This window comes from Streptomyces sp. cg40 (genome assembly GCF_050320165.1).
Classification (GTDB): domain Bacteria; phylum Actinomycetota; class Actinomycetes; order Streptomycetales; family Streptomycetaceae; genus Streptomyces; species Streptomyces hokutonensis.
Map to the genome: position 1 here is coordinate 66,712 of NZ_CP190128.1, position 19,273 is coordinate 85,984.

Sequence of the window (19,273 nt, forward strand, 5' to 3'; positions counted from 1 at the left end):
TCCGGCTCCGCTACGGCAACCCCCAGGCCGCCCCCGGCTCACTGACGGCGACGGGCGCGATGACGAGGTCGGGACGGGAACCGGCGTGCACCAGCACCTCACGACCGCGGGGAAGGTCGATGGCCAGGGTGCCGTCGCCCAGATCGCGGGTGTGGGCGGGAGTGCCGTCGTCCAGGAGCACGGTGAGGTGCCCGGTGAGGCCGTGCCGGAGCTTGAGCGGCTCGCCGGCCAGGCTTCTGATCCTGATGAACCGGGTCACCCCTGCCTTTCGTACGGCGCTGACGAGGAAGGCGCCCTGGGTGCGGAAGTCGTGCAGGGTGGCGTCCGCCCAGGAGGACGGGACGGCCGGGAAGACGCGGATCACCCCGCCCCAGCTCTGGCAGAACATGTCGTGCAGGGACTGCGAGGCGGACAGCGGCGTCTCGATGACCGGCCCGGCCTCGGTGTAGTGCGTGTTGGCGCGGCAGGGATAGCGGGTGGTGGGATCGAAGAACTTCCGCAGGTACGTGATCGCGGTGTCCCCGTCACCGGTCATCGCGTACATCGAGGCGGCCCCGGTGTAGCTGTAGCCGCGGTGGGCACCGGTCAGCGCGTGCCAGTGGGCCACGGACTTCGTGATCAGGTCGCGGTTCTCGGGCTGGTCCCAGTTGACGAGGTACAGCGGGTACACCATCAGCAGGTGCGAGTAGTGGCGGTGGGACTGCGCGTACGGGGTGTCGGCGCCGATCATGAAGCCGTTGGCGTCGACCGGGTACGGGGTGAGCCGGGCCAGGATCTCCTGCCAGCGGGGCTTCAACTCGTCGTCGATGCCGAGCAGTTCGGCGGAGTCGAGAAGGGTCTGGCAGCCCCAGCGGATCAGGGCGAGGTCGTAGTTGGTGTCCTGGGGCGGGACGACCGGGTACTCGGGCGAGAGTGTGCTGGGCAGGTGCAGTCTGCCGTCGCTGCCCGGGGTGAGGAAGTGCCAGTAGTAGGTGATCGTGCGGCGCAGCAGCGGGTAGATCGTGTCGCGGAGCAGTGACTTGTCCATGGAGTGGCGGTAGGAGAGCCACACGTTGTGCAGGGCCCAGGTGAGGTCGCCGGTCTCGGCGCCGGTGCCCGGGCGTCCCACCTCGCGGTTGGCGAACATGTCGGAGCTGCGGCCGATCCCCGAGCTGTCCGTGCGGTAGGCGGCGGGCACGTTGGCGGTGAGCTGTTCCTGGCTCTGGCGCAGGGTGGTGGCGAGGGAGTCCAGTTCCGGGTGGTTGAAGGCATGGATCAGCCAGTATTCGAGTTGGACGTTGAGGTTCCACCAGACGGCGGGCCACGGGGTGGGCTCCAGCCAGGGGCCCGAGGTGGCCATGACGGGGCCGTCGGCGCGGCTGGCGGAGGCGACCTTGTAGAGCTGGATCCAGTGGAAGCTCTGGAGCCGCTGGTCGGGGAAGGAGACGAAGCTCTTCCGGTAGAAGGTGTGCCACCAGCGGGTGTGGCGTCGCCTGAGGGCGCTGTAGGACACGGCGCGCCGGAGGTTCCGCCGGGAGTCGGCCTCGGCCGCGCTGCCGGAGGGGAAGCTGTGGCCGACGCTCAGCAGCAGATCGTCGCCGGTACGGCGGTAGGAGGTGGCCGTCTGGCCACCGCCGGTGAGGGGTTGGAGGACCTGCTCGGTGCCGTCGGCCGCGGTCGCGGTGGTCCAGGGCGGGTTGGCGGTGTAGCCCGCGGGCGGCGACTCCTGGATCTTGCGTGGGCTGATGGCCTCCTCGGGGTGGAAGGTCCAGGTGGCGTGCTCGCCGCCGGTGGCCGTGGCGCGGACGGCGAGCACCTCGCCGTGGATGAGGGCGGCGAGGGTGAGGGTGCCGGCGGTGGTGGTGACGGTGCCGGTGAGTTCGGCGTTCCAGAGGCTGAGGCGCCAGTCGACGGCGGTGATGGTGCCGGCCGGTTCGAGGGTGAGGTGTCCGACAGGCAGGCGGGCTGTGCCCCAGCCGCTGCCGAACTCCGGGCGGTGGTCCTGGACTCGGCCGTGCTGGACGGTGAGGCGTATCTGGTTGGCGCCCGGCTCCTGGTAGATCATGCTGCCGAGCAGCCCGTCGCCGAGGAACGGCCCCTCGTACCAGAGGGTCGGCAGCCGGCTCCACAGCAGGTCCTGGCCGCGCAGAAACTCTTCCCAGGCACTGTCGGCACGCATGGTGTCGCGGAGTCTCCAGGGACTTCGGCCGGCCCGGGCCGCCGGCACGACGTCGGCCGCCCCCTCAGCTCGTATGGACTCGTCGGCATGGGCCGTCCCAGCGGGCAGGGCTGCGGCCGCAGCTCCTCCCAACGCGGTGCCGAGCAGGACTCTGCGCGGCAGCGGCGCGTGGTTCCCCGACTGCGAGGTCATCATCGTCCTCCAGAACTGACAGTCACTGATACATCGGGTCTATCGAGACCGTAGGTACGGTTCAGGTACCTGTCAATGACCGGAACCGATGACCACCCATGTGCAACTACCTTGTTTTGGCGGCAATTTGAGAAGAGGAGTAGGCATTCAGAGCCTCACCCAACCCTTGACTCATCCGATGTATTGCGATTCCCTGCGTTCGCGTTGTCACCGCGTACTCCGCGTTCGGCCCACGGCCGACCCCCACCGAAAGGACAGGAAACCCCATGAACAGGAGATCGCTCTTACGTGCCGGTGTCGGCCTGCTGGCCGGCGGTGCCTCGCTCGCCCTGCCGCCGGCCTCGCCCGCCGAAGCGGCCCCGGCCGCAGGCCCGACCGACGGCTGGACACAGACCTCGTTCGCGTACAGCTGGCAGAAGCCCTGGGACCTGGATCTCGACGACCGGCACAGTTACAGCGACGGCGTCCACCGCATGTGGGTGTACGCCACCGACGAGCCGTTCGAGGAGGGCAGTTCCACCGACCCACGCACGGAGATGCGCTGGAAGGTCGACTACACCACCGGCAACCACATGTGGGACGCGGACGTCCTCCTCCCCTCCGGCACCGACGGCGCCTCCTTCGTCCAGATCCTGCGCAGCGTCCACCCTTCGGACACCCCCGCCACCGACATCATGCTCAACGTCTACGACACGGGCGGCGGCACCGTGCGTCGATACGACGGCACGGTGCTGAAGACAGGCGCCTACGACACCTGGTTCAACGTGAAGATCGCCCACCAGGCGAGCAGCGGGACCGGAACCGTCAAGGTCTACTTCGACGACAGCCTCGTCCTGACCGTCGCCGACCGGGGCCCCGCCACCCGCTATTTCAAGAACGGCGTGTACGACCACGGTTCCGGCCGTGTCGAGGCACGCTTCCGCAACCTCCGCTACTGGACGAAGTGACGATGCGCTTACAGACCGTCAACCACTGGTCGTGAAGTCGGCGAAATCGTCTTCGCTCGGGTAGCCCGGGCTGGCAGAAGTACCGAAGAGACCGACGTCCTGGGTCCCGGCGGCGGAGGGGACGTCCGCGGTACTCAGTCGGGTCCAGTCGGTGCCGTCGGTGGAGTAGTAGCCGGTGAAGGTGGTGCCGGAGCGGACCAGCCGGATCCAGCTGGGCAGGACGGGCTTGCCGACGCCGGAGCCGTTGGGCGCGGTGCCGGCGTCGAGCCGCCCGTCGCCGTCGGTGTCCCACTGCATGAAGTAGCCCTTCTTCGCGCTCACTCCCACGGTCACGAAGCCGGGCGAGTTGCTCGCGCCGGTGATGTCGTTGCGCACCATGATTCCGGTCTTGGCACCGGAGCTCTGGTAGCGCTGCCAGGTGACGCGCACCGTTGTGACGGAGCCGTCGTGTTCCGCGCCGGGGACATAGAGCGCGCCGTATTCGCTCCTCGGTCCGTAGACGTCGGCGCCGGCCGCGCGAATGCCGAGGGTGGAGCCGATCTGTGAGAAGTTCGCGGGCTCCGGCGTAGAGGAAAAGGTGTGCAGTGGAGCCTGGACGGGCTCCGCGAGCTGAACGGACGTGTGCCCTGCGGCCGAGCCGGTGGCCCGTGCCCCGGTGCCGGGGTTCCAGCGGAAGTGGGCGACGGCGTCGAGCCTGACCGTCGGGAAGAGCTGGGTGATGGACGCCGGTGGCGTGACACGGTAGGTGGCGCGGACGGTCGCGCCGGGCGCGACGGCGGCGAAGGAGGTGGGCGAGAGCGGGGTGGCCGTCCAGCCCTTCGGGACGGGCAGGGACACGTGGACACCGGTCGCGACGACGGTGCCCCAGTTGGTGAAGTCCGCGTTGGCCGTGGCCTGTTGACCGGTTCCCAGGCTGCCGGGGGCGGTCAGGGTGAGGCCGGTCTGCGGGCGCCCCGGCGTCTTGCCCGCGGCCCAGGGACGCACTCGGAACAGCGCCGTGCCGTGCGCGGGCACCGAGGCGGCGACGGTGGCGCCGGAGGACCGGGTGACCTGGTGCGTCCACAGGTTGTCGAGGCGGTACGAGGAGGACGCGGACAGGCCGGCCGTGTCCGCGGCGACGGAGACGGTCTGCGCGACGGACCCGGTGTTGAACAGTCCCAGGATCACATCGCCGTTCGGCTCCGTTTTCGCGAAGACCTGAGCGGTCGCGCTCTTGCTCACTCGCGAGGCATTGACGGCGTCCTGGTCCACGGCGATCACGTCACGATTCGCCAGCAGCCTCAGGTCGGCCGCGTCGAGCCTGGTCAGGTCCGTGCCCAGGAGCAACGGGGAGGAGGCGAGCGACCACAGACTCAGCTGGGTCTGCCGCTCGTCGGGGGTCAGCCCGCCGTCGCCGCCGTTGCCGACCTCGATCGAGTCGTAGTCGTTGAACGCGCCGGAGCCGCCGAACGGTTGCCAGGCCGCGACCTGGTCGAACCGGGCCGATGTCCGCTGCCAACTGGTCAGCGGGGTACTGGATCCGTTGACTCCGCAATAGCACTCGATGTCGCCGCCGGTGCGCCAGCCGTTGCTGGTGGCCTGCCAGGTGGCGGCGTCGGCGATGCTGAGCGAGTTGGAGAGCTCCAGGTGCATCGGACGGCCGGTGGCGACGATCGCCTGGTGCCACGCCCGCATCTCGGGACGGTTGTCGGCGGCGACCAGGCCGCCGCCGGGGCCGACGAAGTCCATCTTGATGTAGTCGACGCCCCAGGAGGCGAACAGGTCGGCGTAACCCTGCACGTACTCCTCCGCGCCGGGCTTGCTGAAGTCGATGCGGTAGGAGTCGTTGTGGGTGTTGCCGGGCTGTGTCGGGTCCGCGATGTCCTGCATGTGGTACGCGGTGCCCTGGACCGGAAGGTTCTTCTGGTACGCCTCGATCGGGACGCCCGGCGTGAGGTAGATGCCGAACTTGAGCCCCAGGCGGTGCAGATACGCGGCGAGAGCGGGGATGCCGTCGGGAAAGCGCGTGGTGTCCCAGGCGTTTCGCCCGTAGGCGTCCAGGTGGTCGGACCACCCGGCGTCGATGTTGATGTAGCGGTAGCCGTAGCGCCACAGCTTGTCGCGCATGACCCGTGCCTGAGCCTTGACGCCGTCCTGCGTCAGGCCACTGCCTTCGCGCAGCGCGCTCCAACTGCTCCAGCCCATGGGCGGTGTGGGCGAGATGGGTGCGGCTCCGTCCGCCGGGGCCGTGGGTGCGGGTGCGGCCATCGCGGGCGACACACCTGCCGCGAGCCCGAAGAGAAGGAGTAAAGACAGCAGACATCTGATCAATCTCGCATACATCGAACGACTCCTCAGAGTGGCCAACGGCAACTGCCTTGCCTTTACCGGTCGAACGGCACATGTTCTATGCGCGATCCACCGCCACGTCAACACATTCATCCGATGAATCGGTAACAAACGCCACTGCTCCGATCTGCAGCCCCTCGTGCATAATCGGCCAGATTTCAGCTGCACCGTTGGGCGTCGGCCGCGTATCAAGGGGCTTTGGTCGGTCATCACCGTGAGGGTCGATGACGGACCGGTCCGCGGTTCGGCCCGGGGCGAGACTCCGGGCATCGGCGAAAGCCCGTGTCAGCGTTGGCGCAGGTCCGCGGCGGGGCGGCGCCCGCCCGTCGCTACGGTGGCGTCGCGAGCGACGGCGGTGGTTCGCGGTCGGCGACGGCCTCGCGGAGGCGGCGTTGCGCGGCGGCCGGGGCGCCCGCGGTCAGGAGCGCCTCCCTCAACGCGCCCGCGACCGGCGGCACATCAAGGACCCGGGGCCGGGCCAGCGGAGCTTCCGTGGCCAGGCAGCCGCTGATGTGGTCGCGCAGCAGGATCTGGTCGTTCTGCAGTGTGCCGCCGGCGAGTACCACCGGTGTCGGGGTGCGCAGGAGGCGGAGACGGCGGAGCAGAGCGGTGACCATGGCGACGATCTCGTCACCGAGGCGTTCCACGATCCCCCGGGCCACGGTGTCGCCGTCGGCAGCGGTCGCGAAGACCAGCGGTGCCAGGCCGTGCAGCGCGGTCATCGGCAGGTCGCCGCTACCGACGGCCAGCGCCACCGACTCCACGCTGCGCAGGCCGAAGTGGCCCGGCAGCTCCTGCCGCAGCCGGGTCGCCGGACCCCGTCCGTCGCCCGCGCGGACGGCGGCTCCCAGGCCGGCCCTGGCCACGGCGAGCCCGCCGCCCCAGTCCCCGGTGATGTCCCCGAGGGACAGGAAACGAGCCGAGCGGCCGCCCGGATGGATCGCTGCCGCGTTGATGCCGGCGCCGGAGACGACCGCCACGCCCCAGCCGTCGGGTGCGCCGGCCTGGAGGACGGCGAGTGTGTCGTTGCGCACGAGGGTCCGGGTGGCCACGTCCAGTCGGGTCAACTGCCCCAACGCCAGGCGTTCGTCGGTGCGCCGGTCCACGTTGGCGAGGAAGTACGCGGCGACCGAGACGGGGGTCGTGACGGGCAGGCCGGCCGCGGTCAGGGCATGCCGGCCCAGGCGGGCGAGTCGTTCGGTGGTGATCTCCATTCCCTCGGTGTGCGGACGGGTGCCCTCGCCGCGTACCCAGGACAGGAGCCGTCCTTCGGTGTCCGCGAGGACGAGGTCGGTCTTGGAGTTCCCTCCGTCGACGCCCACCACGAGGTCAGGCATCGGCGGCCTCGTTCGCGAAGTACCGGGGAAGGTGAGGGCGGTTGGCCTCCAGCAGCGCGCTCAACAGTGCGTCCGCCCGGGCCCATTCGCGGACGAGCGGGTTGGCCATCAGGGCACGCCGGGCCACCGTACGATCCCCCGTCAAGGCCGCCTCGACAGCGAGTGTCTCGTAGGCGGTGACCGCCTGTACGAGCCCGAGCATCTCGGGTGGCAGGGGCGGTACGGGGACCGGGTGGGGACCGGACGCGTCGACATGTGCCGGGACCTCGACCACCGCCTCGTCCGGCAGGCCGGCGAGGACTCCGTTGTTGCGTACGTTCACGTAGTGGTGGCCGCCGTCACCGGTGAGCAGGCTGGTGACCAGTGCCGCCGCGGCCTCGCTGTAGTGGGCGCCGCCGCGCCGCTGGAGCAGTTCGGGTTGCCGGTCGAGCCCGGGATCGGCATAGAGGGTGAGCAACTCCTTCTCGATGGCGATGACTTGGTCGGCGCGGTGTGCTCCGGCCTGCTGGGCCTTCACCTCGTCGTCCGTGCAGTAGAAGTAGTGCAGGTAGTAGGAGGGGATGGCGCCCAGGTCGCGCAACGCCCCGGCGGGGACGCGGACCTGGGCCGCGAGGTCGTCGAGCGCGTCGCCGGTGAGGAGTTCCGGCAGGCGGTCCACGCCGTCGACGGTGACCGAGCGGATCCAGGACAGGTGGTTGAGGCCGGCGTGGCCGAGCCGTACCCGGTCGGGGTCGGTGCCGAACCGGGCGGCCAGTTGCCGCTGGAACTTGATCGCCACGTTGCACAGGCCGACCGCGCGATGGCCCGCGTCCAGCAGTGCGCGGGTGACGATGCCGACGGGGTTGGTGAAGTCGACGATCCAGGCACCGGGTTCGGCGCGGCGGCGTACCTCGGCGGCGATGTCGAGGACCACCGGCACCGTGCGCAGGGCCTTGGCGAAGCCGCCGGGGCCGGTGGTCTCCTGGCCCAGCAGGCCGAACCGGTTCGGCAGGGTCTCGTCGACCAGCCGGGCCGCCTGCCCTCCCACCCTGAGCTGGACGAGTACGGCGGCGGCTCCGTCCACCGCTGCGGCGAGGTCGGTGGTGGTGGTCAGGCGGCCGGGGAAGCCGTGCCGGGCGAGGATTCGGCGGGAAAGGGCGCCGATCACGGCGAGGCGTTCGGCGTCGATGTCGTGCAGGACGAGTTCGTCGACCGGCAGCACCTGGGCGCGCCGGGCGAAGCCCTCGATCAGTTCGGGTGTGTAGGTGCTGCCACCGCCGACAACGGTGATCTTCAAGAGAGTGCTCCTTGGCCAACTGTGGTTGCGGCGACGGCTGTCAGCCCTTGACGCCGGTCAGTGCGATGCCCTCGACGAAGACCTTCTGGGCCAGGAAGAACAGCACCAGGACGGGCAGCAGGAACATCAGCGAGGCCGCCATCTGGAGCTGGTACGCGTTCTGGTGGCCGTTCTTGGCGAGCTGACTGAGGGCCACCGCGAGGGTCTGGCCGGTGTCGCTGTTGCCCGTGTAGAGCAGGGGGTTGTAGAAGTCGTTCCAGGCGTAGAGGAACGCGAAGAGACCCACGGCGGCGATCGCCGGTCTGGCCATGGGGATCAACACCCGCCACAGGATGCGCAGTTCGCCCGCGCCGTCGACCCGGGCGGCCTCGGTGAACTCGTCGGGGATGGTGAGGAAGAACTGCCGCAGCAGGAAGATGCTGAACGCGTCGCCGAAGAAGGACGGGACGATCAGCGGCTTCAGCGTGCCCACCCAGCCGATGTGCGCGTACATGACGTACAGGGGCAGGCTGGTGACCTGGGCCGGGATCATCATCGCGGCGAGGACGACGAGGAAGACGCCCTCCCGGCCGCGCCAGCGCAGCCGGGCCAGCGCGTAGGCGACGGGTACCGAGGAGATGACGACGCCGATCGTGGACAGGCCGGCGTAGAGCATGGTGTTGAGGAGGTCGCGGCCGAACGGCATGGCCTTGAAGACCTCGTGGAAGTTGCCGAACTCCCAGGGTGAGGGCCACAACGAGCCGGTGCCCGCCTGGTGTTGGGTCATGAACGCGGTGAGTACGCCGATGGTGAGCGGCAGCAGGAAGCAGAGTGCGACCGCCACGGCCGGTGCGTGTTCGGCCAGCAGGTACAACAGGCGTCGCCCGGTGCGGGGGTGGCGTTTCGTCAGGTCGAGGGTGCTCATCGGCCGCCTCCCGCGTGGTGCACGAAGCGGCGCGAGACGCGGATGAACACCACGGTCGCCGCGAAGATGACGAGGAACAGCAGCCAGGCCATGGCCGAGGCGTAGCCGGTCTTGAAGTAGGCGAAGCCCTGCCGGTACAGCTCGGTGGAGTAGAAGAGCAGCGAGTTGGCGGGGTAGCCGATGAGGTCGTTGCTGGAGGAGGTGGCATTGGCCGAACTGGAGGCGACGAACGCCTCGGTGAAGTACTGGAAGGTGTAGATCATCCCGGTGAGCAGGGCGAAGAAGATGACCGGGGAGATCGCCGGGAGGGTGACGCTGCGGAACTTCTGCACGGCGCCGGCGCCGTCGAGTTCGGCGGCCTCGTACAGCTCGCGGGGTACGTCGAGCATGGCGGCGGAGAAGATCACCATCACGTTGCCGCTGGCCCACAGCGCCATCAGGACGAGGCTGGGCTTGGACCAGGCGGGGTCCGAGAACCAGCCGGGACCGTCGACACCCACCCAGCCCAGCAGCCGGTTGAGCGGTCCGATCGGGTTGAGCAGCACGATGAACGACAGGGCCGAGGCCACCACGGGCACCATCGACGGCAGGAAGAACAGGGTGCGGTAGACGGCCCGCCCGCGCTTGACCCGGATGATCACCCAGGCGGTGAGCATGGCCCAGCCGGTGCGCAGCGGCACCATGACGACGACCATCCACAGCGTGTTGCGCACCGCCACCCAGAAGGTGTCGGACTCGGTGAACAGGGCTCGGTAGTTGCGCAGTCCGACGAACTGGACGGGCCGGTAGGAGCCGGCCTGGAAGTCGGTGAGCGAGTAGTAGAGCGTGGCCGCCACCGGGTACAGCACGAAGACGGCGAACCCGATGACGAACGGGGACAGGAAGGCGAGGACGACCCACCAGCGGGCCCGGCTCGGGCGACGCCGCCCGCCCCGGGCAGGGCGCGTGCGCGCCGAGCCCGGGGCCTCGCCGACGGGGGCGAGAACGGTCGTCATCTCTACTGCCCGCTCTCGGAGTTGAGGCTGTCGATCTTCTTCCCGACCGTGGCCAGCCCGCTCGCGGCGTCCTTCGTCTTGCCCTGCTCGTAGTCGAGCAGGAACGCGCGCCAGGTGTCCATGTCCTCGACGCCGGCCGGGGTGACCGCCTTGTAGGAGGAGTGCGCGTTCTCGAAGACGTCGACGAACGGCTTCCAGTGCGGGTCGTCGCGCTTGTCCCAGGCCTTGAGCGCGGCGAACGTGGTGGGGATGTTGTAGACCGTGTCGGCGAGGGTGTTCAGGAACGTGGTGTCGGTGGTGAGTTGCTGGAGCGCGAAGTACGCCTCCTGCTTGTGCTTCGAGCCCGCCGACAGATAGGCGACGGTGCCGAGCGTGGTGCCCGCGCCGTAGGTGCCCGACGATCCGTCGAGGACCGGCATCGGTACGACGCCGTAGTCGAAGTCCTTCTTCTCCGTGGCGATTTCACCGACGTGCCACTCGCCGTCGTACTCCATGGCCGCGGCGCCGGTCAGCAGCGGGTTGCCGGCGTCGTCGGCGTGCGGCTGGTAACGGCCCACGAACTTCTGGACGTTGGCCTTGCCGTAGTAGTCGATCAGGTCCTGGTCCCAGGCCAGGAGTTGCTGCCACTTGGGGTCGGAGGCGAAGGTCGTCCCGCCGTCCTTGCCGTAGAAATCCGTGCCGCTGTGCGCACCGACGAAGAGGTAGCGGTTGACGTCGTAGTCGGAGCGGGGCACGAAGCCGTAGGTCTTGATGGAGCCGTCCGCGTTCTTGACGGTCAACTTCTTGGCGTCGGCGGTCAGTTCGGCGAGGGTCGTGGGCGGCTTGGTGATGCCGGCCGCGGCGAACATCTTCTTGTTGTAGTAGAGCGCGAACGCGTCGGTCAGCAGAGGCAGCGCGCACTGCTTGCTCTGGTAGCGCGTGTAGACGAGGGTCGCGGCCGGGAAGGTCTTGGCGGTGTCGATCTTCGCCGAGGACAGGTACGGACTCAGGTCGGCGACGGTGCCGTTGTAGCAGAACTTCGCCACGTTGTCGGGCGTGGAGCTGATGAACACGTCCGGTGGATCGCCCGCGGCGACGGCCTTGGCGTAGGCGGCGTCGTCCTTGTTGGGCACGAACTTCACGGTCAGCCACGGGTACTTGGCGTGCAGCCGGTCGAGGGTGGCCTTGAAGGCGGCCACTTCGTTCGGGAGGTGGTTGAAGGTCCAGACCGTGACGGTGGTGGCCTTGTGCGAGGCGCCCGGCGATATCGCCGAGTCGGGCTGTGACGAGGTGGATCCGGTCGACGTACAGCCGGCCAGCAGCAGTACGCCGGCCGCCGTGACGGCCGTAGCCCCGGTGATAGGTTTGAACACTGATCGTCCTTCCTCGGAGATGGCATTTCCTGGGTGACGGATCGGTCGGTCGATCGGGCACGGCAATGCCCGGTGACGTGTGCGGCGGCGCTGTCCGGCAAGACGGCGTCGCCGCGGTGTTTCACACGGCGGTCAGGACAGAGACGACGGTGACTCTGCCTGTGGGACGGGAGTGGTGGCTGCGGCGAAGGCGGCCTCGCGGGCCAGTTCCGCCGACATGGTGGTCGCTCCGGTGAGCACGGCGTCCTGGCCGAGGCCGGATGCGACGACAGGTGGCCGGAACGTACTGAAGTCGGCCAGGTGACGGGCGACCGGTTCGAGCAGGAGGTCGCCGTTGGCGCCGATGGCGCCGCCCAGCACGATGAGTGCCGGGTCGATGAGGGGTACGACGCAGGCCACCACGTAGGCGACGCTGCGGGCGGTGTCGTCGACGATCTCCAGCGCGCCCGGGTCCCCGGTGCGGGCGAGTTCGAAGACGGTGCGCGGACTGCCGTCGCCCGGCAGCCCGAGGCGGCGGGCCCGGTCGCTGATGTAGCGGGCTCCCAGATGTTCCTGGACGAGGTCCCGGCGCTGTCCGACCGGGGCGATCATGCGGTCACTGGGCAGGTAGCCGGCCTCTCCGGCGACTCCGGTGGCGCCGCGCCGGACCCGGCCGTCGACGACCAGACCGAGGCCGAGGCCGACGCCCAGGCTGACGAGGACGAAGTCGTCGGTGTCGCTGCCGAGGCCGTGGGTGCGCTCGGCCAGCGCCGCGAGGTTCACGTCGTTCTCCAGGACCAACGGCACGGGGATCGCACGGCCGAGCGCGGCACCGAACCCCTGTCCGGAGTCGGGCAGTCCGGCGGCGTACGACAGGTGTCGCCCGTCGGGGCCGACAGCGGCCGGCAGGCCGGCCACGACCTGGGTGATGTCCGCCAGCGACCGGTCCACCTGACCGGCCAGGTCGACGCACATGTCCAGGATCTGCGCGACGAGCGCGTCCGCGCCCCGATGCCCCTGCTGTTCGGACTCGGCACGCCCGCGCACGCGGCCGGTGACGTCGGCGACCGCGGCACGGATCTTGCGGTGACCGACGTCCACACCGATCGCGAAGGCGCAGTCGGCGTTGATCCGGTACTGGGCCGGTGCCGGGCCCTTGCGGCCGGTCGCCGGGCCGACCTCGGTGATGACCCCGCGCTCCAGCAGCAGCGCGACGGCGGCGGCCACGGTGGGCCGGGACAGCGTGATCCGCCCGGCCAGGTCGGTGGTCGTGACCAGGCCCGCCTCGTCGATGGCCTCCAGCACGGCACGGCCGTTGAGCGAGCGCAGCAACCGCTGCGGGCCTGCTGGATAGCGGCGGATCACGGGGGCCTCGTCTCGACATGCGAGTCTGTAAGAAAGAAAGTTGCTTATTTATACGCGGGCGCATGACCGGAATCAACCCTTCGGCCGCACCGCGCGACGCAGACCCTGCGCGAGCCCGGGAGCCGGCGAGCATGCGAAAGGGGCCTGGCCGGTGCACCGGCCAGGCCCCTTCGTCCCGTACGTCAACTCCGCGTAGAGGCCGGTGCCGTGCCGGGCGCGGTCACCGGCTTCGCGCGGACACCCTCTGGCCCTCGGCCGCTCCCACGATGGCCCAGGGCCGACAGCAGCGGACCGGTCATCAGCGTCGTGGCGACAGCCATCAGCACCAGCACGGTGAACAACCGCTCATGGATGATGCCCGAGACCAGACCCAGGTTGAGAGCGATCAGTTCCGTCAGGCCACGTGTGTTGAGCAGGACGGCGATCGTCGCGCTCGGCCGCCGGGGCAGGCCGCCGAGGCGGGCACCGAGATAGCCGCCGCCGAGCTTGCCGGCGCAGGCGACGGCACAGAGCACCACGAGAAGCACGAAGTCGCCCGGGCGCAGCGATCCGACGTCGAGAGCGAGGCCTGTGGTGACGAAGAACAGGGGCAGCAGGAGGGACTCGACCGCGTGGAGCGCGCCACCCAGGAAAGGCACGGGAAGGCGATCCGAACCGGGTTCGGGTTCCCTGGCCGAACCCGTCCCCGACCCTGGCAGCAGGTGGGGCACGGCAGCGCCCGCGAGCAGGCCGCCGAAGACCGCGTGCAGCCCCAGAGCGGTGGTCGCCGCCGCCGCACCCGTGGCCAGGGAGAGCGCGACGGGCAGGTGGTAGGGCGCCGTGCCGGTGCCTCGCATCCAGCGGTGCAGCACAGGCCTGACGACACCGAGCAGCACCACCGCGAGCACCAGCAGCAGCACGATCCGCAGGCCCACCTCCCGCACTCCCGAGAACCCGCCGCCCGCGGTCCCGGCGCCGAGCGTGACCGCCGCCAGCGCGAACCACGCCACCACGTCCATCAAGCCCGACGAAGCCAGCGCCACCGCACCCGCGGGCGTTCCGTCGAGAGCGCGATCCCGCACGATCGCGGCAAGAACCGGCAGCGCGGTGATGGAGACCGCCACCGCGATGAACAGGACGAACGTCCCGTCACCGGCGTTCGGCTCACCGATGGAACCGAAACCGGCCCGCCCGGCCACGGCCAGCACCACCCCCAGACACACCGGCACCACCAACGCACCGACCGCGACCGCGCCCACCGCACGGCCGGCCGCCTGACGGCGGTGCGCGGTCAGCTCGTAGCCGACGGAGAACATGAAGACCGTCACGGCGACCTGCCCGAGCATGCCCAGGTACGGCAGGACGTGTGCCGGGAACAGGATCGCGGTCGGATCGCCGGGCAACCGGCCGAGCAGGCTCGGGCCGAGCGCGATTCCGGCCAGGATCTGTCCGATCACCGGGGGTTGCCGCATCGCACGTGCCGCCGCGCCGAACAACGCGCACGCGAGCGCGGCCACCGCGATCGCGGTGAGCACCGCGGCGACCGTCGAGTCAGTGAGCATCGCGGACCTGCCTCCTCTGGCTGGTGGGGCGAACGTCGTGGAAGGACCGACCGGACCGGCGCCCGGTCGGCCGGGCCGTCACGAGGGCGTCGTGGCGGTGGGCGGCAGTGCCTCGGCGGCCGCCTCCGCCCCGGGCGCACCGGCGACGGGGACCGTGACCGGTCGACGGCCCGAGAAGCGGTGGCGGACCCTGCGGATAGCCGTGTCCGCCGCGTCCAGCGCGTATCCGTACGCGAGGATGCCGATGACCCCATGGGTCCGCAGGTTGAGAACCCAGGTCAGGCGCGTGTTGACGCTCATCGGGATCCGGTGCGTCAGAGGGCGACGGGCCGAGGGGCGACGGATCGCCTCGGGGGCGATCCGGTCGAGGGGCGAGACGTCCACGACGCCCTTCGCGCCGGCCGTGAACACGCGCCACAACCGCGGCAGCGGACGCGCGATGGATATCTGGCAGTGGAAGCCGGGGACCTCGCTGCCGTGGTCGAGCCGCCATCGCGCACGTTCGGCGATCTTCCGCTGGAGGTGGGACTGGACGCGTTGCACCGTCTCCGGAGGCAGCCAGGCCCACGGCTGGGACCTGCTGTAGAACAGGCGCCTGCTCAGCCGGCGGCGCAGTCGCCGTTCGTGCGGGCCTTCGCGCTTCGTCTCGCCGTCGGTGCGTACGAGCCAGGTGGCGAAGTCCGAGCGCGCGGTTCCGGTCGACCAGAGCACGACCAGATCCATCAGGTGCGTGAGCAGGAAGTAGCGCGGGTCCTGAATGGCCGGCGTGAACTTCTCCCGCAGCATGTTGCGGATCATCAGCCAGTCCTGCCGCGCGTTGCGGTTGATCCGGTCGATGTACCCGCGCTCCAGCCTGTCCTCGTGGACGTGCGCCTCGATGACGTTCGTGAGGTGCCACAGCTGCTGGCAGGACAGGCCGATGCCCTGGCTGTAGTAGGCGTCGATGATCGAGGAGGAGTCCCCGACCATGCCGTAGCCGTGCGGGTGTACGAAGGTGTCGGTCAGGTACTGCGTGTTGCGGTACATCCGGAACTCCAGCAGCCGTTCCTCGGTCAGCACGTCGTGCAGTACCGGATAGCGGTCGATGAGACCGAAGAACTGCTCGCGGGGCGTGTCGCCGGACAGCGGGGTGCGCTGGTCGAAGATCACGCCGACGCTGATGCGGTCCTTGGAGAGGCGGATGACCCAGATCCAGTAGCCCTCGCCCCAGAGGTGGACGGTGTACTTGTCGCGCGGGGTCGATCCGCCGTTCGGATCCCTGTACTCCCAGACCGGTGCGAACTGTTCGTCGGTGATGTCGTTGAACTGGCCCCAGATCGAGGTGGTCTGGAAGCCGTCCTCGGCGATGATCTCCTTCTCGATCGCGTGGCCGAACTTGCGCGCGAGCATCCGGTTGCGTCCCGAGCAGTCCACGATCCAGTCGGCGACCACTTCTCCGGTTTCCGAGGAGCCGCGGTCGGCCCAGGAGACGGTGTTCGGGGCGTCGGCCTCGACGTGTACGTCTACGACGCGGGCGCTGTCGAGGAAGCGGATGTGCGGGTGCGCGCGGACCGTGGCGCGGATCTCGTCCTCGGCCTCGGGACGGACGATCTGCTGGTCCACCGCCAGGCAGCGGAACCAGAGTTTGTCCTCGGCGCTCTTGAAGAGGTAGTGGTCGCGGTGGTCTTCGGACTGCTGGGTGAGGGTGTGTTCGCTGAGGGGCGCGATGCTCCATTCGCTGCGCGGGGCGAAGGTCTCGGCGCCCTCCATCCCCTCGGTGAACCAGACCCCGAGCTTGACGAAGCACTCCTCGTCGAGGAACTTGTCGAGCCGGCCGATGGTGCGTGGCAGGGCCGTGGAGACCAGGAACGACTCGCCGACCTTGAAGCTGCGCTTCTGGTTGACGATGTCGTCGATCAGTACGACGTCGATGCCGCGCTGGGCCAGGGACAGGGCGGTGAACATGCCGATCAGCCCGGCCCCGACGACCACGGCTTCCGTGCGCACGGACTCGTGCGGCGCGTTCACAGCCGGCCGCCCAGCAGGTCGAGAGCACGGCGGGTGTCCCCGTCGAACGCGTCACGGACCGGCAGCCAGCGTTCCAGCACCCGCACCGCGGCATCGGCCAGGTCGCCCGGGAGCCCCTCCTCGCGCAGGGCGTCCGCGCACCGCGCGAGTTCGGGTCCCCATCGCCAGGCGCGCGCCGCGACACCGGGCAGCATTCCGTCCTCGAGTATTTCGGTCAAAGGCGAACGGGTTGTCAACGAGGCCTCCTTGATGAGCGGTTCGACGACTCCGTGGGCGTCCGCATAGGCGAATGCGATACCCGCCAACACGTAGGCGACTTTCTGATAGGTGGCGTACGACGTCTTGAGGGTCGAGGCGGCACCGAGCGGACCGCCGGTGTCCAGCGCCCGAATCCCGGTCCTCTCGAACAGCGAGACGATCCGGGCGACATCCTCGGTGTCGCCCGCGAGATGCAGCCGTACGCCCGGAGCGTCCTGAGGGCAGGGCCCGATGACGCAGCCGTCGACGACGCGAATGTCCGCCGCGCCGAGTTCTCCGGCCAGGTCGAGCAGCACGTCACGGGTCGTGCCGTTGGCGTCCAGGAACAGCCCCCGGAATCCGGCCCCGGCGACGGCGGCGGCGACCTGTGGCGCACCGTGCGGTGGGCAGATCGAGACGATCACGTCACTGTCCGCGGCGAGTTGGGCGAGGTCGTCCACGGCTTCCAGGCCGAACGCCTCGGCCCGCCCTACCGTGGCGGCGCTCCGGTCCGCCCGACACCACAGCACCCGGTGTCCCGCGTCGGCCAGCGCGCCGCCGAACCCGCCGCCCATCCGGCCGGGGTGCAGCAGGCCGACCGTCGCGGTGTGGGAATGGCTCATCCGTGAATGGCTCACCCGTGCCCTCCTCGTGGGCCGAAGTCCGTTGCAGCTACGCGTACATGGCACAGAAACAGATGCCGGGATTCTGCATCCTTGTTTCGAATCCTTCGGATACCCGGAAGCTTGCGCGGACGGGAAATTCGGCTACAGATTCCCGGGATTCCGTGCAGGGCAGGGCGCCGCCGCTAGCGTCGGATCGCGATAGCCGCCAACGAAAGGGAAGAAATGTCGAGCGACTTCGGATCCGCCGTCACGCGCGGCGCGTCAAAGGCCCGCCGGTATCTGATGGAGAACGGCCTGCCGTACAGCGACGAGATCGAACTCAAGCCCTCCGGAGCGGAGTTCGCGGACGGCGGGCACTACGGCGTCGAGATCCCGGTCGTCAACAGCTTCAAGGTGCTCGACGCGACGCTCCGCCTGTTGCAGGCGGAGGGACTGCCGGTCACCCGGTTCAACGAGACCCTCGGTGCGATGCTGCTGTCCGACTCCGAGGTCAAGGACATGCTCGGCCTGTGCCGGGAGAACGGCGCCGGCATGCTGTTCGCGCTCGGTCCGCGCCCGGAGTACGACCGCAAGGCGGCCTTCTACCGCGGCGGGTTCGGTGCCTCGCAGGGCCGGCGGATCAACAACAACGACGCGATCGCGCAGAGCGTCGAGGAGGCGTACCGGCTGACCGAGCTGGGCTGCCGCGGTCTGATCGCGTACGACCTCGGCGTCATCAGGCTGCTGTCGGACATGCGTGCCGCAGGTGAGCTGCCCGCCGACCTCATGCTCAAGGCGTCCTCGCACTGCATCGTCTCGAACCCGATGACGTCGCGGATATACGCCGAGAACGGCGCGGACAGCGTCACCACCACCCACGACCTGGGGCTCGGGGTCCTCCAGGAGATCCGCAAGGGCTCCCCGGAGCTGACCATCGATCTGCCGACGGACGTCTACGGCAGCAAGGGCGGCTTCATCCGCTTCTACGAGGTGCCCGAACTGGTGCAGATCTGCTCCCCGATGATGCTGAAGATCGGGGCGAGCGCCCAGTCCCACCCGCACGACCCGGTCAACGAGAACACCGTCCGCCAGCGCGTCCAGCGCGTGGCGCTGTGCCTGGAGTACCTGGCCAGGTCGGACATCGAGGCGAAGTACATCAGCGACCTGTCGCCCCAGCGCTGTGTACCCGCGGCGGTATGAGGATCGTCGACGCGCAGGTCCACGTCTGGGGCGCCGACACTCCGGCCCGGCCCTGGCCGGCCGGAGGTGCGGCGGCCGCCCACCGCGCCGACCCGGTCACGGTGCGCGAGACCCTGGCGGTGCTGGACGCCGCCGGGGTCCACCGCGCGGTTCTCGTGCCGCCGTCCTGGGAGGGCGACCGCAACGATCTGGCCTGGGCGGCCGCGGCGCTCCATCCCGACCGGCTGGCGGTGATGGGCCGCGTCCCGCTGACCGGTCCCGCGAACGCGGCGCCGCTGGCCCGCTGGCGGGACCGTCCGGGCAGCCTGGGCGTCCGGCTCACGCTGCACCGCGATCCGTGGCGGGCCCTGTTCAGGGGTGGCGACCTGGACTGGTTCTGGGCCGCGGCCGACGCCGCCGGGCTGCCGGTCATGGTCTACGCACCCGGTATGGGCGCGCCGCTGGCCGAGGTGGCCCGGCGCTTCCCCGACCTGCGTCTGATCGTCGACCACCTGGCGGTGCCGGTGGACGCCAGGGCCCCGGAGGCGTTCGCGCATCTCGCGGAGCTGACCGCGCTCGCGCGCCACCCGCGGGTGGCGGTCAAGGCGACGGCCCTGCCGTGCCATTCACGGTTGCCGTTCCCGTTCCAGGACCTCCACGAGCCTCTGGAGCGCGTGTTCGAGGCCTTCGGCCCGCGCCGGATGTTCTGGGGCAGCGACTGGACCCGGCTGCCGTGTTCCTACCGCGAGAACGTCGAACTGTTCACCAACGCCCTGCCGTTCCTGAGCACGGACGACCTCCGCTGGATCATGGGAGACGCGGTGCTGGCCTGGCTGGACTGGCCGGCCGAGCCGACAGCGACCTGATCCGC

General features: G+C 69.8%; 14 protein-coding genes. 3 read left to right on the top strand and 11 right to left on the bottom strand.

Translation table 11 applies throughout. The features are described from left to right. Positions 1 to 10: 10 nt before the first annotated feature. Positions 11 to 2,350, bottom strand: a complete 2,340-nt coding sequence (locus ACQHII_RS00300) for a glycosyl hydrolase family 95 catalytic domain-containing protein (protein WP_427917213.1) — start codon at positions 2,348 to 2,350, stop codon at positions 11 to 13. 266 nt (positions 2,351 to 2,616) lie between these two features. On the opposite strand from ACQHII_RS00300, the gene ACQHII_RS00305 reads away from it, so the two are divergent. Continuing rightward, complete coding sequence (locus ACQHII_RS00305; RefSeq protein WP_427917214.1) at positions 2,617 to 3,297, top strand: polysaccharide lyase family 7 protein; 681 nt, start codon at positions 2,617 to 2,619, stop codon at positions 3,295 to 3,297. 18 nt (positions 3,298 to 3,315) lie between these two features. Here the strand turns inward: ACQHII_RS00305 and ACQHII_RS00310 are convergent, their stop codons facing one another. The 10 genes from ACQHII_RS00310 to ACQHII_RS00355 form a co-directional block, all read right to left on the bottom strand. Next, on the bottom strand, positions 3,316 to 5,544 hold the full coding sequence (locus ACQHII_RS00310; protein ID WP_427917215.1) for an NEW3 domain-containing protein: 2,229 nt from the start codon (positions 5,542 to 5,544) through the stop codon (positions 3,316 to 3,318). Positions 5,545 to 5,954: 410 nt separating this feature from the next. Then, positions 5,955 to 6,962 (bottom strand): N-acetylglucosamine kinase, encoded by a 1,008-nt coding sequence (locus ACQHII_RS00315; protein ID WP_427917216.1) that lies wholly within the window; start codon positions 6,960 to 6,962, stop codon positions 5,955 to 5,957. Beyond that, positions 6,955 to 8,238 (bottom strand): 6-phospho-beta-glucosidase, encoded by a 1,284-nt coding sequence (locus ACQHII_RS00320; protein ID WP_427917217.1) that lies wholly within the window; start codon positions 8,236 to 8,238, stop codon positions 6,955 to 6,957. Before ACQHII_RS00320 ends, ACQHII_RS00315 begins: the two co-directional genes overlap by 8 nt. A 40-nt stretch (positions 8,239 to 8,278) precedes the next feature. Then, positions 8,279 to 9,142, bottom strand: a complete 864-nt coding sequence (locus ACQHII_RS00325) for a carbohydrate ABC transporter permease (RefSeq protein ID WP_427917218.1) — start codon at positions 9,140 to 9,142, stop codon at positions 8,279 to 8,281. Further along, the gene (locus ACQHII_RS00330) at positions 9,139 to 10,137 is read right to left on the bottom strand and encodes a carbohydrate ABC transporter permease (RefSeq protein ID WP_427917219.1); all 999 of its coding nucleotides are present in this window, start codon (positions 10,135 to 10,137) and stop codon (positions 9,139 to 9,141) included. Before ACQHII_RS00330 ends, ACQHII_RS00325 begins: the two co-directional genes overlap by 4 nt. A gap of 2 nt (positions 10,138 to 10,139) precedes the next feature. Continuing rightward, positions 10,140 to 11,489 carry an ABC transporter substrate-binding protein gene (locus ACQHII_RS00335; protein WP_427917220.1) on the bottom strand — a complete coding sequence of 450 codons (1,350 nt, stop codon included), beginning with the start codon at positions 11,487 to 11,489 and terminating at the stop codon, positions 10,140 to 10,142. 132 nt (positions 11,490 to 11,621) lie between these two features. Further along, the gene (locus ACQHII_RS00340; RefSeq protein WP_427917221.1) at positions 11,622 to 12,833 is read right to left on the bottom strand and encodes an ROK family transcriptional regulator; all 1,212 of its coding nucleotides are present in this window, start codon (positions 12,831 to 12,833) and stop codon (positions 11,622 to 11,624) included. Positions 12,834 to 13,015: 182 nt separating this feature from the next. Next, positions 13,016 to 14,374 (bottom strand): cation:proton antiporter, encoded by a 1,359-nt coding sequence (locus ACQHII_RS00345; RefSeq protein WP_427917222.1) that lies wholly within the window; start codon positions 14,372 to 14,374, stop codon positions 13,016 to 13,018. A 78-nt stretch (positions 14,375 to 14,452) separates the two neighbouring features. Further along, positions 14,453 to 16,381: an NAD(P)/FAD-dependent oxidoreductase gene (locus ACQHII_RS00350; protein ID WP_427917223.1), complete on the bottom strand. Its 1,929-nt coding sequence runs from the start codon at positions 16,379 to 16,381 to the stop codon at positions 14,453 to 14,455. Then, on the bottom strand, positions 16,378 to 17,241 hold the full coding sequence (locus tag ACQHII_RS00355) for a DUF1932 domain-containing protein (RefSeq protein ID WP_427917224.1): 864 nt from the start codon (positions 17,239 to 17,241) through the stop codon (positions 16,378 to 16,380). The genes ACQHII_RS00350 and ACQHII_RS00355 overlap by 4 nt, the downstream gene beginning before the upstream one ends. Positions 17,242 to 17,466: 225 nt before the next feature. Between ACQHII_RS00355 and ACQHII_RS00360 the strand changes: the two genes are divergently transcribed. Continuing rightward, positions 17,467 to 18,423 carry a hypothetical protein gene (locus ACQHII_RS00360; RefSeq protein ID WP_427917225.1) on the top strand — a complete coding sequence of 319 codons (957 nt, stop codon included), beginning with the start codon at positions 17,467 to 17,469 and terminating at the stop codon, positions 18,421 to 18,423. Continuing rightward, positions 18,420 to 19,268 carry an amidohydrolase family protein gene (locus tag ACQHII_RS00365; protein ID WP_427917226.1) on the top strand — a complete coding sequence of 283 codons (849 nt, stop codon included), beginning with the start codon at positions 18,420 to 18,422 and terminating at the stop codon, positions 19,266 to 19,268. The genes ACQHII_RS00360 and ACQHII_RS00365 overlap by 4 nt, the downstream gene beginning before the upstream one ends. Positions 19,269 to 19,273: the final 5 nt, after the last annotated feature.